Origin of the sequence: Caballeronia catudaia (genome assembly GCF_001544755.2) — a bacterium.
Classification (GTDB): Bacteria; Pseudomonadota; Gammaproteobacteria; order Burkholderiales; family Burkholderiaceae; genus Caballeronia; species Caballeronia catudaia.
Genome location: NZ_FCOF02000001.1, coordinates 302279 through 315536, shown reverse-complemented (window position 1 = coordinate 315536; position 13258 = coordinate 302279). Strand labels below are relative to the sequence as shown.

At 62.9% G+C, this 13258-nt stretch carries 15 protein-coding genes; 7 read left to right on the top strand and 8 right to left on the bottom strand.

Annotated elements, in window-relative coordinates:
* Window positions 1-15 precede the first annotated feature (15 nt).
* The 4 genes from motB to flhD all read right to left on the bottom strand — a co-directional run bounded on the left by motB (window position 16) and on the right by flhD (window position 2905).
* Window positions 16-1014 carry a flagellar motor protein MotB gene (gene motB / locus AWB75_RS01485; protein ID WP_061122289.1) on the bottom strand — a complete coding sequence of 333 codons (999 nt, stop codon included), beginning with the start codon at window positions 1012-1014 and terminating at the stop codon, window positions 16-18.
* Window positions 1015-1039: 25 nt separating this feature from the next.
* Window positions 1040-1900, bottom strand: a complete 861-nt coding sequence (gene motA / locus AWB75_RS01480) for a flagellar motor stator protein MotA (RefSeq protein ID WP_061122288.1) — start codon at window positions 1898-1900, stop codon at window positions 1040-1042.
* 96 nt (window positions 1901-1996) lie between these two features.
* The gene (gene flhC / locus AWB75_RS01475) at window positions 1997-2563 is read right to left on the bottom strand and encodes a flagellar transcriptional regulator FlhC (RefSeq protein WP_061122287.1); all 567 of its coding nucleotides are present in this window, start codon (window positions 2561-2563) and stop codon (window positions 1997-1999) included.
* Between the two features lie 18 nt (window positions 2564-2581).
* Entirely contained in the window at window positions 2582-2905 is a 324-nt protein-coding gene (gene flhD, locus AWB75_RS01470; protein ID WP_061122286.1) for a flagellar transcriptional regulator FlhD, read from the bottom strand.
* 627 nt (window positions 2906-3532) lie between these two features.
* Here flhD and AWB75_RS01465 point away from each other — a divergent pair.
* The 3 genes from AWB75_RS01465 to AWB75_RS01455 all read left to right on the top strand — a co-directional run bounded on the left by AWB75_RS01465 (window position 3533) and on the right by AWB75_RS01455 (window position 6246).
* On the top strand, window positions 3533-4597 hold the full coding sequence (locus AWB75_RS01465) for a glycosyltransferase family 4 protein (RefSeq protein WP_061122285.1): 1065 nt from the start codon (window positions 3533-3535) through the stop codon (window positions 4595-4597).
* A gap of 264 nt (window positions 4598-4861) precedes the next feature.
* Entirely contained in the window at window positions 4862-5560 is a 699-nt protein-coding gene (aqpZ, locus tag AWB75_RS01460; protein ID WP_061122284.1) for an aquaporin Z, read from the top strand.
* 338 nt (window positions 5561-5898) lie between these two features.
* Window positions 5899-6246, top strand: a complete 348-nt coding sequence (locus AWB75_RS01455; protein ID WP_061122283.1) for a hypothetical protein — start codon at window positions 5899-5901, stop codon at window positions 6244-6246.
* A 47-nt stretch (window positions 6247-6293) separates the two neighbouring features.
* Here the strand turns inward: AWB75_RS01455 and AWB75_RS01450 are convergent, their stop codons facing one another.
* The gene (locus tag AWB75_RS01450) at window positions 6294-7130 is read right to left on the bottom strand and encodes a Cof-type HAD-IIB family hydrolase (protein ID WP_061122282.1); all 837 of its coding nucleotides are present in this window, start codon (window positions 7128-7130) and stop codon (window positions 6294-6296) included.
* 33 nt (window positions 7131-7163) lie between these two features.
* On the bottom strand, window positions 7164-8081 hold the full coding sequence (locus tag AWB75_RS01445; RefSeq protein WP_061122443.1) for a BadF/BadG/BcrA/BcrD ATPase family protein: 918 nt from the start codon (window positions 8079-8081) through the stop codon (window positions 7164-7166).
* 112 nt (window positions 8082-8193) lie between these two features.
* On the opposite strand from AWB75_RS01445, the gene AWB75_RS01440 reads away from it, so the two are divergent.
* The 3 genes from AWB75_RS01440 to AWB75_RS01430 all read left to right on the top strand — a co-directional run bounded on the left by AWB75_RS01440 (window position 8194) and on the right by AWB75_RS01430 (window position 10094).
* The gene (locus AWB75_RS01440) at window positions 8194-8799 is read left to right on the top strand and encodes a DNA-3-methyladenine glycosylase I (RefSeq protein WP_061122281.1); all 606 of its coding nucleotides are present in this window, start codon (window positions 8194-8196) and stop codon (window positions 8797-8799) included.
* Window positions 8800-9272: 473 nt separating this feature from the next.
* The gene (locus AWB75_RS01435) at window positions 9273-9698 is read left to right on the top strand and encodes a hypothetical protein (RefSeq protein ID WP_061122280.1); all 426 of its coding nucleotides are present in this window, start codon (window positions 9273-9275) and stop codon (window positions 9696-9698) included.
* A gap of 18 nt (window positions 9699-9716) precedes the next feature.
* Window positions 9717-10094 carry a hypothetical protein gene (locus AWB75_RS01430; RefSeq protein ID WP_235011923.1) on the top strand — a complete coding sequence of 126 codons (378 nt, stop codon included), beginning with the start codon at window positions 9717-9719 and terminating at the stop codon, window positions 10092-10094.
* Between the two features lie 119 nt (window positions 10095-10213).
* On the opposite strand, the gene rpsU is transcribed toward AWB75_RS01430, so the two are convergent.
* Both rpsU and AWB75_RS01420 read right to left on the bottom strand, forming a co-directional pair.
* Window positions 10214-10426 (bottom strand): 30S ribosomal protein S21, encoded by a 213-nt coding sequence (rpsU, locus tag AWB75_RS01425; RefSeq protein WP_061122278.1) that lies wholly within the window; start codon window positions 10424-10426, stop codon window positions 10214-10216.
* Between the two features lie 367 nt (window positions 10427-10793).
* Window positions 10794-11744 (bottom strand): aldo/keto reductase, encoded by a 951-nt coding sequence (locus AWB75_RS01420; RefSeq protein ID WP_061122442.1) that lies wholly within the window; start codon window positions 11742-11744, stop codon window positions 10794-10796.
* Window positions 11745-11985: 241 nt separating this feature from the next.
* Here AWB75_RS01420 and AWB75_RS01415 point away from each other — a divergent pair, with 241 nt between their 5' ends.
* Window positions 11986-13101, top strand: a complete 1116-nt coding sequence (locus tag AWB75_RS01415) for a flagellin (protein ID WP_061122277.1) — start codon at window positions 11986-11988, stop codon at window positions 13099-13101.
* Window positions 13102-13258 lie beyond the last annotated feature (157 nt).

The following is a 13258-nucleotide window of genomic DNA, read 5'->3' as shown; positions in this document are numbered from 1 at the left end:
TTTCAGGGAATTTGCTCACTGCGCCGCGGGCCTTGCCGCGACGCCCGGGATGAGCTGGCCGAGCGCCGTCGACGGCGCGCCCTTTTCGTCCGTGCCGTTGTCGAGCGTGGCGCCGGGCGAGCCGTCGTCGCGCATCATCGAAATTTCGGATTTGCGGTTGAGCACGATGACGCTGATGCGCCGGTTCTCCGGGTCCATCGGGTCCTGCCGGTTCAGGTTTTGCGTCGACGCGAGGCCGAGCACGCGCAGCACTTTCGCTTCGTCCATGCCGCCCGAGACGAGCTCGCGCCGCGATGCGTTCGCGCGGTCCGCCGACAGCTCCCAATTGCTGTAGCCCTTCTCGCCGCCCGCGTACTTCACGGCGTCGGTGTGCCCCTGCACGACGATGCGGTTCGGCACGTCGTTGAGGCTCTTGCCGATCTCGCGCAGGATGTCGCGCATGTACGGTTGCACGCTGTCGCTGGAAAGCGCGAACATCGGGCGCTTTTGCGTATCGACGATCTCGATGCGCAAGCCCTGCTGCGTCGATTCGATGCGAATCTGCTGTTTGAACTGGCGCAGCGTCGGATTGGCCTCGATCGCGGCCATCAGCTTCACCTGGAGGTCGTGCAGGCGCGCCTGTTCGCGGCGTTCGAGCTCGCCTTGCGCGGCCTTGAGCAGTTCTTCGTCGGCATCCGACGACGCGCGCTGCGCGAGCTGTGTGCTGCCGAAGGTCTTGCGCGCCGCGCCCGGCTCGTTGCTGGAAATGTCGCGCCCGCCGCCGGTGAGGATGCTGTTGTCCATGCCGACGGTCTTGCCGCCGACCATCGCGGCCTTGAGCGGCATCTGGAAATACTCCGCGATGCCGCGCCGCTGCACCGGCGACGTCGACGAGAGCAGCCACATCAGCAGGAAGAACGCCATCATCGCGGTCATGAAGTCCGCGTAGGCGAGCTTCCACGCGCCGCCGTGATGGCCTTTCTTGCCGGCGACCACGCGCTTGATGAAGATGGGACGTTCGCTGTCGTTGCTCATCGCTGTATCTCGCTCGATCGGGAAGTCACTTGGACTTGACCCGGCGCACGTGTTCTTCCAGTTCGGAGAACGACGGGCGTTCCGTCGAGAACAGCACCTTGCGGCCGAACTCCACCGCGATCGCGGGCGCGTAGCCGTTCAGGCTCGCGAGGATGGTCACCTTGATGCACTGGAACATCTTGGTCTGCTCCGCGACGCGCTGCTCCGCGACGTTCGCGAGCGGCCCGATGAAACCGTAGGAAAGGAGAATGCCGAGGAAGGTGCCGACGAGCGCCTGCGCGATCATCTCGCCGAGAATCGCGGGCGGCTGATCGGCGGAGGCCATCGTATGCACGACGCCCATCACGGCCGCGACGATGCCGAACGCGGGCATTGCGTCGCCGACCTTGGTGAGCGCGTGCGCGGGCGCTTCGCCCTCCACGTGATGCGTTTCGATTTCCTCGTCCATGAGGCTTTCGATCTCGAACGCATTCATGTTGCCGCTCACCATGAGGCGCAGATAATCCGTCAGGAATTCGACGATGTGATGATCCGCGAGAATCTTCGGGTACTGGCTGAAGACCGGGCTCTTCGACGGATCTTCGATATCCGCTTCGAGCGCGAGCGTGCCTTCCTTGCGCGCCTTCGCGAGCAGCACGTAGAGCAGGCCCATCAGTTCCATGTACATGCTCTTGTCGTACTTCGCGCCCTTGAAGAGCGTCGGGAGAACCTGGATCGTCGCCTTGATCGTCTTGGCGTTGTTGCCGAGGATGAACGCGCCGATGCCCGCGCCCACGATCATCAGGATTTCCACCGGCTGCATGAGCGCGCCAAGGTGACCGCCTTCGAGCGCGTAACCGCCGAAGACGGACAGCAATGTCACGAGCGATCCAATGAAAATCAGCACAGTCGAGTCCTCACGTTTGGGTGCGGTAAGACCGCCGTTAAGTGGTTTACGGCACTCGACCCGAAAACTTTGAGGATGTGATGAAGCCGCGCCGTGTCAGGCCGCGATGCGCGGCGCGCGCTCGGCGGCGCTGAGTGTCGACGCGGCCTTGCGCGTCTTGCCCGCTCGCGACGGCGGCTGGCACAGCCCGCAGACGTAGCCGGCGCGCCGATCGTACGCATGCGCGACGAAGCGCCCGCGGCAACGCGTGCAGGCGTTCGTCTGGAGCATGCCGGATTCGAAGTAGCGCACGAGCGTCCATGCGCGCGTCAGCGAAAGCACCGGCTCGTCGCCGTAGAGCGCCACGTGTTCGAGATACAGGCGATAGCTTTTCACGATCGGGCGGATCGTCGGCTGGTTTCTGTCGTTGTCCGCCATGAAGCGGTAAATCGCGTGAAACAGCGACGAATGGATGTTCGGCTGCCAGGTCATGAACCAGTCGGTCGAGAACGGCAGCATGCCCTTGGGCGGCGACGCGCCCTTCAGCTCCTTATAGAGCTTGATGAGACGGTCGCGCGACAGGCTCGTTTCCGCTTCGAGCAATTGCAGGCGCGCGCCGAGCTCGATCAGCTCGATCGCCAGAGTGATTTCGCGGACTTCCGCGACCACGCTTTTCGTCGCCATCGGCGGTTCGCGCGCGCGTCAGCCGATCTGTTCGACGGGAGCGTCGGCCAGCAGGATCGCCGCGTGAGCGTGCGCGAGCGACGCGCTCTTGTCCTTGTCGGCGAGCGAGGCGAGGATCGCGTGATCGTCGAAACGAAAGCGGCATAGCAGATGGCTCGACGACGCCACTTTCACGGTCTGCGCGAGCGTCAGCGCGGTCAGCACCTCGGCGACCTGGTCGGAAAGGCCGAGGCGGTACATCGCCGAAACGCGGTCTTCCTGAAGGAGCCGCTGTGCGAGGAGCAAGTACGACAGGTTCACCTCGCGGATTTCCGCGAGCGTACTCGTATTGCTGGTCGTCATCTTCTTCCCCGAATCGATACGTGGCTGGTCAGGCCCGGCGGGGGAACGTTTGCGCGAATTCGCAACGGACAAGCGAATCCGGCCCCGCACGTGTGGTTTGGTTTCGATTCGATTGTCGCCGATGCGCAAAGTCGCGCCTGTCGGACAACACATCCGACGCAACGACGGATTTTCGCGAAGCTTCGTGTAGGAAGTTTTCTTACACGCGAGCGGCGGGAGTTGCCGAGCGACGGTTATAAATTAACGGCAACTATTCGTCTGATTTAATGCTGCACCTCGATTTGGCGGGGCTCGCGCGCCGCGCCGAAGCGGGATCGCGGCTTGCTGACCTGTGTTCTGCGGCTGCTTCAACGCTTCAGACTCGTCTACATCGATCTCATCGGTGCAATTTCTGACTTCGTAACAGCACATGTTTCGCGCTGTAACAACGATAAGCGATTGAAAAATGACGTGAAATGCCGCTCTCGATCCCGATAATGGGCATTAAGGGATAACCCGGTCGTGCGGTACTTTGCATCTCCGGGGCGATCTCGGGCGGCGTCATAACCACACGCGGCCCGCCCGATGGCATGTTGAGCGCTCGACAGGAGCGTGACTGCGATGCCCAAACAACAGGAGAGTCACGTTATGCGAATCGCACAAATTGCACCGTTGCACGAAGCAGTCCCTCCGAAGTTTTACGGCGGCACTGAACGCGTCGTGTCGTATCTGACCGACGCGCTCGTCGACCTCGGCCACGATGTAACCTTGTTCGCGAGCGGCGATTCGCAAACCAAGGCGACGCTCGAAGCGGCCTGGCCGCGCGCACTGCGTCTCGATCCGACGATCCGCGATGCGCTCGCGCCGCACATGCTGCTGCTCGAAAACGTCCGCGCCCGCGCGCACGAATTCGACGTGCTGCACTTTCACCTCGACTACATGCCGTTCCCGCTGTTCACGCAGATGGACACGCCGTTCGTGACGACGCTGCACGGCCGTCTCGACCTGCCGGAACTGCAACCGATCTTCAACACGTTCACGAAAGCGAGCGTGATCTCGATTTCGGATAACCAGCGCGCCCCGCTGCCGCAGGCGAACTGGCTGAACACCGTTTATCACGGTCTGCCGGACGGACTGCTCACGCCGCAGCCGCACAAGAAGCCGGAATATCTGGCGTTCCTCGGCCGCATCTGCCCGGAAAAGCGCGCGGATCTCGCGATCAAGATCGCGGCGCAAAGCGGTTTGCCGCTGAAGATCGCGGCCAAGGTGGACAAGGCCGATCAGGAATACTTCAAGTCGACGATCGAGCCGCTGCTTTCGGAAGCGCACGTGGAATTCATCGGCGAGATCAACGAGGCGCAGAAGCCTGAGTTCCTGTCGGGTGCGAAGGCGCTGCTCTTTCCGATCGACTGGAACGAGCCGTTCGGCCTGGTGATGATCGAGGCGATGGCGTGCGGCACGCCGGTGATCGCGTTCAACCGCGGTTCGGTGCCGGAAGTGATCGACCACGGCGTGACGGGCTTCATCTGCGAGGACGTGCACGGCGCCGTGGGGGCGCTGCAACGTCTCGACGAACTCTCGCGCACGGAAATCCGCGCGCAGTTCGAGCGCCGCTTCAGCGCCAGGACGATGGCTCAGAACTACGTCGAAACCTATACCGCGATGCTCCAGGCCGCGAAGCGCCCGGTGCTGCGCCAGGTCGCGGTGGGTTGATCGCGCTCGCTTTCAGCTCAGGCTGTATCGAAAACCGCTCGCTTGCCGGGCGGTTTTTTTTCGTGCCGAATTAAGCGCTTAGCGTTTATCAGGCCGTCCCGACAAGGAACAATCCGAAGTTTTGGTTCGATGCCCGTGAATTGAGAGCCGATCAACCATTTTTGACAGTTCGCAAAAGAGACCACGCTTAAACTCCGCTGCGCAAGCGCGTCTCGCGTTCTTGTTTCAAATCAATGGCTTTCATCTTTTCACGTAGGCAGAATCATGCATTTGTCGAAGCGTCTCGGCGCTGAAATTTTCGGTACTTTCTGGCTCGTGCTGGGTGGCTGCGGAAGCGCCGTGCTCGCCGCGGCCTTTCCTCAACTCGGCATCGGCTTCGCAGGCGTTGCGCTGGCGTTCGGTCTCACCGTGCTGACGATGGCGTACGCCATCGGTCACGTTTCCGGCTGCCACCTGAACCCGGCCGTCAGCATCGGTCTCGCGACCGCTGGCCGCTTCCCGGTGCGCGATCTCGTGCCGTATATCGCCGCGCAAGTGATCGGCGCGACGCTCGGCGCATGGGTCATCTACCTGATCGCGACGGGCAACCCGACCTTCGACTTCACGACGAGCGGGTTCGCCGCGAACGGCTTCGGCGAGCACTCGCCGGGCCATTTCTCGATGATCGCGGCGCTGATCTGCGAAGTCGCGATGACGTTCTTCTTCCTGTTCGTGATCCTCGGCGCCACCGACGAGCGCGCGCCGAAGGGCTTCGCGCCGCTCGCGATCGGCCTGTGCCTGACGCTCATCCATCTGATCTCGATTCCGGTCACGAATACATCGGTGAATCCGGCGCGCTCGTCGAGCCAGGCGTTCTTCGTCGGCGGCTGGGCGCTGGATCAACTGTGGCTGTTCTGGATCGCACCGATCGTCGGCGCGATCCTCGCGGGCGTGCTTTATCCGTCGCTGACGCGTCAGAAGTAAGCAAACTCGAAGCGAACTCGCAGCAACAAAAACGGGCGCACGATGCGCCCGTTTTTGTTTTTGCGCCATGCGGCGCGTGCGAATGATTAAATGCGCGCGACAAATGTAATGCCGAATTACGCAGCATGCTTATGAATTGTTGCGACACCCATTTTTGCGGCAACCGGCAGCGCGAGCGACGCCCGTCCGATAAGGCTTCCCGCTATTCCATCGTTCCGCGCTCCTTTCCGCGTCCCTTACGCCGCCCTTGCACACCGTAACAACTCGTCGACGCCTGTAAGACGGCGGGCGCTTACATTGGACTCATGCGACACACGTCGCCCTAAAGGAGAAACACAATGAAGCGCATCGTCACCCAAATGCTCGTCGCGACCGGCCTGGCAATCGGTGCTGTCGGAGCGGCTCAGGCCCACAGCGATCTCCACATCGGCGTCAACCTCGGCGCGCCTGCTTACGTGGCGCCCGCTCCGGTGTACGTGCGTCCGGCGGCGCCGATGTACCGCGCGCCGTACTATCGCCATGAAGCGCCGCGCTGGCACGACGGCTACGGCCACGACAACGGCCGCTGGAACCGCGCGGGCTGGAACCACGGCGGTTATGGCAACGGCGCTTACGGCAACGGCGCTTACGGCAACGGCGCTTACGGCAACGGCGGTTACGGCAACAACTGGGGACATCGCGGATAAGTGACACGGGCGGCCGGCGCATGCCGGCGGCCCGCCGTGGCGGACGCTCAGTCGGGCGTCTGTCCCGGCGACGCGAGTTCGTCTCGGATACCGAACAACTTGCGCAGTTGATGCGCGACGCCCGCCTCGAAGTTGTTTCCCACTCGCGGCACGTTCGGCAGGCGTTTGATGAGATCGGGATTGGCGTTGTTCATCATGAACGGATGCCCGGCGGTTTCGAGCAGATCGATGTCGTTCATGTTGTCGCCGAACGCGACGCATTGCGCCACGTCTACGTCGAGCCGTTCGAGCACGAAGCGCAACGCCCGTCCCTTCGATACGTCCGATGTCATGACTTCCAGGCAGTCCGGCAGCGAATACGTCACGTAGAGCGAGTCGCCGAACTCCCGCTCGAGATTCGCTGCGGTGACTTTCAGATCCGCCGGATCGCCGATATACAGCACCTTCGCGATGTTGTCGCCATCATGCTCGCGCAGATCCATCACCTCGTACTTGAAGCCCGAATCCTGGTGAAAGACCAGCAGTTCGGGCGCGTGGCGATCTATGAGCCATGCGTCGTCGGCAAACAGATTGACGATGACGCGCTCGCTGCCCGCGAGTTCGGGCTGCACGAGCCGTCGCACGGCGGCGGGGTCCAGGTCGCGCGAATAGATGCGCTCGTCGCCGGGCGCATGTACGCGCGCGCCGTTGGATGTGATGAGGTACGCGTCGACGCCGAGCACGTCGCGGATACCCGCGACATCGCGATAATGCCGGCCCGTCGCGATGACGATGGGCACGCCGCGCGCCGACAGCGTGCGCACGGTTTCGGCGGTGAAGGGATCGAGTTGATGGTCGCTGTTGAGGAGCGTCCCGTCGAGATCAGTAGCGATGACCGAGTACATGACTGCCTTTGTGATGCCGCAAAGGTCGCTATTTTATCGCGGCGAGTCGTCGGGAGCCGTCGTCGCGGACGCCGCACGGCGCGCCAGTTCGAGCGCGCCCGCTGCCGAATCCGCGCGCGGCGCGCGCACGCGCTCGCGCAACGCGGCGGGCACGAACGGCTCGTAGGGCACGGCGAGCCCGCCGCACAACGCGACGGGCAGCGCGCCCGCGGGATCGAGCGCCGCGACCAGCCGCGCTATCTCGAACCCCGCGCGCTTGAGCAGCCGCGCCGCGACCGGATGATCGCCGAACTCGAACACCGTGGGCGCGAGCGTCGCGTAGGCGGTCTGATTCGCGTTGCAGAGCCACACGACGAGGCTGTCGCGATCCGTCGCGCCCGTCAGCGCGAGCAGCGCGCGCGACCAGTCGTCTTCCGGCGCGCGGCCGTCGAGCACACGCTGCAGATGAACCACCGCGCGCAAGCCGAGCCACGCACCGCTGGCTTCGTCGCCGCTCGGGAAGCCGTAGCCGCCCGCGATGTGGCATGCGCCCTTCTCGTCCAGCGATGCCGCGATGCTGCCCGTACCGAGCGCCACGATCACGCCGGATTCGCCGCCGTGCGCGCCGAGAACGGTCGTGTAGGCGTCGCTTTCGACGTTCAGCGCGCGCACGTCCGGCGCCGCCGCGAGGAATGCGGCGAGCCAGTCCGGGTTGTTCACGCCCGCGAGGCCGCAGCCGAGCGCGCAGCGGCGCCAGTCGAAGGGCAGCGCGCCGGCGTCGAACGCGCGCCGGCACGCTTCGCCGATCGATTGCCACGCGCGCTCGACGCCGAGCCCGAGGCCCGACGGACCGCCGCTCGCGCGCGCGAGTTCGTTGCCTTGCGCGTCGGCCAGAATCACGCGCGTACCGCTTCCGCCGCCGTCGATGCCGAGCAGAAAGCCTTGAGTTGCCGAATGTGGGAATTGAGTCATGGCCGCAAGCTTACCGGCGCCCGCGACGCGCGCCAATCGGCCGAACGGCATAGATGGCGCGGCGCGAAGGTTCCGCTATGCTGACGCGATTCAAAAAGAACGAGGATTCGCCATGCCAGACACCGACCAGACCCGCTGCGCCTGGGCCACCACCGACGCGATGATTCAGTACCACGACGACGAATGGGGCGTACCGTCGCGCGACGATCAGCATCTGTTCGAGATGCTCGTGCTGGAGGGCGCGCAGGCGGGCCTTTCCTGGTCGACGATCCTCAACAAGCGCGAAGGTTATCGCGCGCTCTTCGCGGGCTTTGAAATCGACAAGGTGGCGCGCTTCACCGAAAAGGACGTCGAGCGGATCGTGCTGGACGCGCGCATCGTGCGCAACCGGGCGAAGATCGCATCGGCCATCACCAATGCGCGCGCCGTGCAACAGATCCAGCGGGAGCACGGCTCGTTCGCGAACTTCGTCTGGTCGTTCGTGGGCGGCGAGACCATCGATACGCCGCGCGACGCCGATAACCCAACGCCCGCATCCACGCCCGAGTCCGACGCTTTGAGCCACGCGCTCAAGAAGTACGGCTGCAAGTTCGTCGGCACGACGATCTGCTACGCCTTCATGCAGGCAACCGGCATGGTCAACGATCACGTGGTCGGCTGCCGGTCGCGAGGAAAACCTAAGACAAAACGTAAAACCGTCGCGAAATCCTCACAATGAGGCCATTCCTATGGAGGGGATTTTTGCTTTTCGACAACGTCTTTGAGTGCGAAACGCGAAAATCAGGGTAAATCCCGATAGAAGCAGTTTTTATTGCAGTGAAGCACGTCCGCAGCCGCGAATTACAAGGGTTTGGGGCCGCTTTTCCGCGCTGCACGATCGTGCGGTGCGTGTAAAAATGGGGTCCTCGCGTGCGCTGGCGCACCTTTTTACCGGACCGAACCGTTATAACTGACGGTGTGCGGACCGTTCATTAAGTGAAGAAAAGTCCGACGCGAGCACATCGGGCGCTGTGAGACCCACGCCCAGGCCGGGAAACCGTCGTGCTCGAAGCAGTATCCGGGCGGCCAGGCGCCGATTCAGGTTGCGCCACATTCGCAACGACGCCGCCGCTCCGGTGCGACAGATGCAACAGGTGCAGGTTCTCGAACTCCAACGCATGGCCGCTGCGCAGGGGCGCAGGGGAGAAGATCATGAAAAGCTTGAACTTCCTGACCCATCAGGAGATTTTCAACAGCGCGGTACAGCATCTTTTCGTGCAAGGGCAAGCGGCGTTGCTGCCGCAAGGCGGCGGCGCGTATCGCGGATACTGCGGCGGCTGTCCTGTCGGCAGCTTCATCAAGCCGCGCGACTACGTCACCGCGATGGAAGGCGTACCCATCCGCTATATCGCGAAACCGCCCGAGCAGATTCCGGCGTACATGGATGTAGGCGTCGCGGCGCTCAGGCGCGCGCTGCTGCGTGCGCGCATCAATGTGTTCGATCCCAATACCGTCGAATTGCTTTCCTGCCTGCAGAACGTGCACGACGTGTTCGGCAAGTGGGAGTGGCGCGAGCGGCTCACGTCGATCGCGCGTCAGTTCGGGTTGTCCGCCGATCGTTTGAAAACGGCTGCTTGAGCCATTGCAGGTGCTGTGATGTTGAGCCCCATTACGATGTTGAGCCCGAAGGACATTTACGAGCGCGTCAGCGAGCACTTGCTGACGCAGCGCGCAGTGTCGGAAGACGATAACGGTTCCTGCCGGCTGCGCAGCCCGGAAGGCCGCAAGTGCGCGATCGGTTCGCTGGTGCACGACGACGTGTATCGGCCGGAGCTCGAGGGCGTCGGCATTTCCTACTATCGGCATGCGCAGGACGGCAAGCTGCTACGGGCGCTCTATGCGTCGCACGTGAATGCGTACGATCCCAACATCATCGACCTGCTGATCGAACTGGAAGAAGTTCACGACTACGCGGATATCGAATCGTGGCCAGAGCTGCTCGCGGCGCTCGGCAAACGTCGCGCGTTCGTCTGATTTCGACGCGACCCGAACCATAAAACGAAACGGCGGTGCGCCCTTATGGGTCGCACCGCCGTTTTGCCGTTCGGGGCGAGAAAGGGGCGAGAAGCGAAGCCTCGCCCGAACTCGATGCCTTAGTGCATCTTCTTCGGCAGCATCTGGCTGCGCAGGCGCTTGCGCAGACGCGCGACGGCTGCGGCCTTCTTGCGCTTGCGTTCGGTGGTCGGCTTTTCGTACGACTGGCGCTCGCGCAGTTCGGCGATCAGGCCATTGCGCTCGACGGTGCGGCGGAAACGCCGAATCGCGACATCGAACGGCTCGTTTTCTTTGAGGACGATAGTGGTCATGTAAATCCTGGTTGCTAAACGTATTTCTAAGCGCGCGACGATGAAACCGCCGCGCCCCGGCACTCCGATCGTCCGCCGGATGCAAAATATGCGCGACGGACACGAGCAAAGCGGCCACGGAGGCCGGAAAAGAGAGAGTTTGAGATTCAGCCGCGGGAGCGGCGTGCGCCTTCGAAGAAGGACTTGAAAGCGCATTTCGGAGCCGTTCGCCGCCGCTTTTTCACGTTGTGATGACGGTGCCGATGTAAGCGACTGTCAGCGGCGAAGGCAGGAAATCGGGCACATTTCTCGATTCGGGCGCGATGTTACCAGAACACCGCACCGCTGCCAACTGCGCGCGCCTGCCCAACTCATTGATGCAACAGATTTATTTCTGCCACGCGCTGGCTTCGTCGAGCAGTTCGAGGTCTTCCGGGGCGAGCTGAAGGCGCGTCGCGGCGGCGAGGCTTTCGAGCTGCTGCACCGATGTCGCGCTCGCGATCGGCGCCGTCACGCTCGGGCGCGCGATCATCCATGCGAGCGCCACCGTGGCCGGCGTCGTGCCGTTGCGCTTCGCCACTTCATCGAGCGCATCGAGAATTCTGAAACCGCGCGGATTCAGATACTTTTCGACGCGCGAGCCGCGCGTCTTGTGCTGCGTGTCCGCTTTCGACCGGTACTTGCCCGACAGAAAACCGCTCGCGAGCGCGTAATACGGCACGACTGCGATCTCATGCTTTGCCGCCACGGATTCGAGATCGGTTTCGTAGCCTTCGCGGTCGTAGAGGTTGTATTCCGGCTGCAGAATCTGATACGCCGGCAAGCCCGAATCCTTCGCGGTCTTCAGCGCCTCGCCGAGCCGCTCGCCCGTGTAGTTGGACGCGCCGATCACCCGCACCTTCCCCGCCTTGATGAGCTGTTGATACGCGTTGAGCGTCTCATCGAGCGGCGTGTGCTCGTCGTCGTAATGTGAAAAGTAGACGTCGATGTAATCGGTCTTCAGGCGCCGCAGCGAATCGTCGACGGCCGCCGCGATATTCGCCGCGGTGAGCCCGGCGCGCGTGCTCAGTTTGCCGACCTTCGTCGCGAGCACGACTTTGTGGCGCTTGCCGCTGTCCCTGAACCACTTGCCGATGACCGTCTCCGATTCGCCGCCCCGATGTCCGTCGACCCAGGCGGAATAGACATCCGCGGTGTCGATGAAATCGAGGCCGTGATCGACGAATGCGTCGAGGATCGAGAACGACGTGCGCTCGTCGGCGGTCCAGCCGAACACATTGCCGCCGAAGACGAGCGGCTTCACTTTCAGGTCCGATGTGCCGATATTGCGTGTCTGCATGTGTGCTCCGAATGCGCGAAAGGAACGGACCGAAAAGCATACGCGCGAAACGCGAGCCTTGCCGACGCCGCAGACGCTTACGAAGGCATTCATTACACAAATCGCTTGCGCAGGGCCTTAAGTTTTTTTCGAGGGGCCCGATAACCACAAGTAGGCGGCCGGCTATCACCGGGCGCAGGACCGCCAGGCAACCCTCGGTGCCAAAGCCTAAGCCAGACAAAAGTCTCCCAGGAGAGCAAAAATGATCGGTATCAATAGCAACATCAACTCGCTGGTTGCCCAGCAGAACCTCAACGGCACGCAAAACGCATTGTCGTCGGCCATCACCCGCCTGTCGTCGGGCAAGCGTGTCAACAGCGGCGCGGACGACGCAGCCGGCCTGGCCATCGCGACCCGCATGACGGCTCAGATCAACGGTCTGAATCAAGGCGTGTCGAACGCGAACGACGGCGTTTCGCTCGTTCAGACGGCAAACAGCGGCCTGTCGCAAATCGCTGACAACCTGCAACGTATTCGTCAGCTGGCCGTGCAGGCTTCGAGCGGCTCGCTGTCGTCGTCGGACCAGTCGGCGCTGCAACAGGAAGTGAGCCAGCGTATCAGCGAAATCAACCGTGTCTCGTCGCAAACGACGTTCAACGGCAAGAGCCTGCTCGACGGCTCGGCTGGCAGCCTGTCGTTCCAGGTCGGCGCGAACGTCGGTCAGAGCATTTCGGTCGATCTGTCGACGGCCAACGTCTCGGCAGGCGCGATCGGCACGCCGGCCAAGAATGCCGTCATCGGCAAGATCGATGGCCTGACGCTGGACGCGAGCGGCGCTTACGCCAGCACCGGCACGATCACTTCGGTGACCGTGACGGCCGACGGCAGCGGCGGCTTCAACTTCACCGACAGCGCCGGAAACGCTTTCACTGGATCCAATCTGTTCACCTCGACGTCGGCCGGTCACTTCACGCTCAACACCGGGGCATTCAGCGGCGGTACGGTTCCTACGTCCGGCGCGCAAGTCACCGAACTCGCGTCCCTGAACACGGCATCGAACGTGCCGAGCGTCAATAACATCGACGTCTCCGCAAGCGGTGGTGCGGCAGCCGCGATTTACTCGGTCGACAACGCGCTCTCGTCCATCAACACGCTTCAGGCAAGCCTTGGCGCAACGCAGAATCGCTTCTCGTCGGTAGCGTCGGCTCAGTCGGCGCAAGCGACGAACCTGTCGTCGGCTCAGTCGCAAATCATGGACGCGAACTTCGCGCAGGAAACGGCGAATCTGAGCAAGGCTCAAGTGTTGCAGCAAGCGGGTATTTCGGTTCTGGCGCAAGCGAACTCGATGCCCCAGCAAGTGCTGAAGCTCCTCGGCTAAGCAATCTCGCCGATGCAGTAACCGGTGCGCGGATCCACTGAAGCGCGCCGCGTATGACGAAACATCGCGGCAAGAAAGCAAGTCAGCGCACCGGGAGCTCGTCTCCCGGTGCGCGTTTGCGGAGAACTCAGCGTTTTTCGCCCAATTTCTGACGATC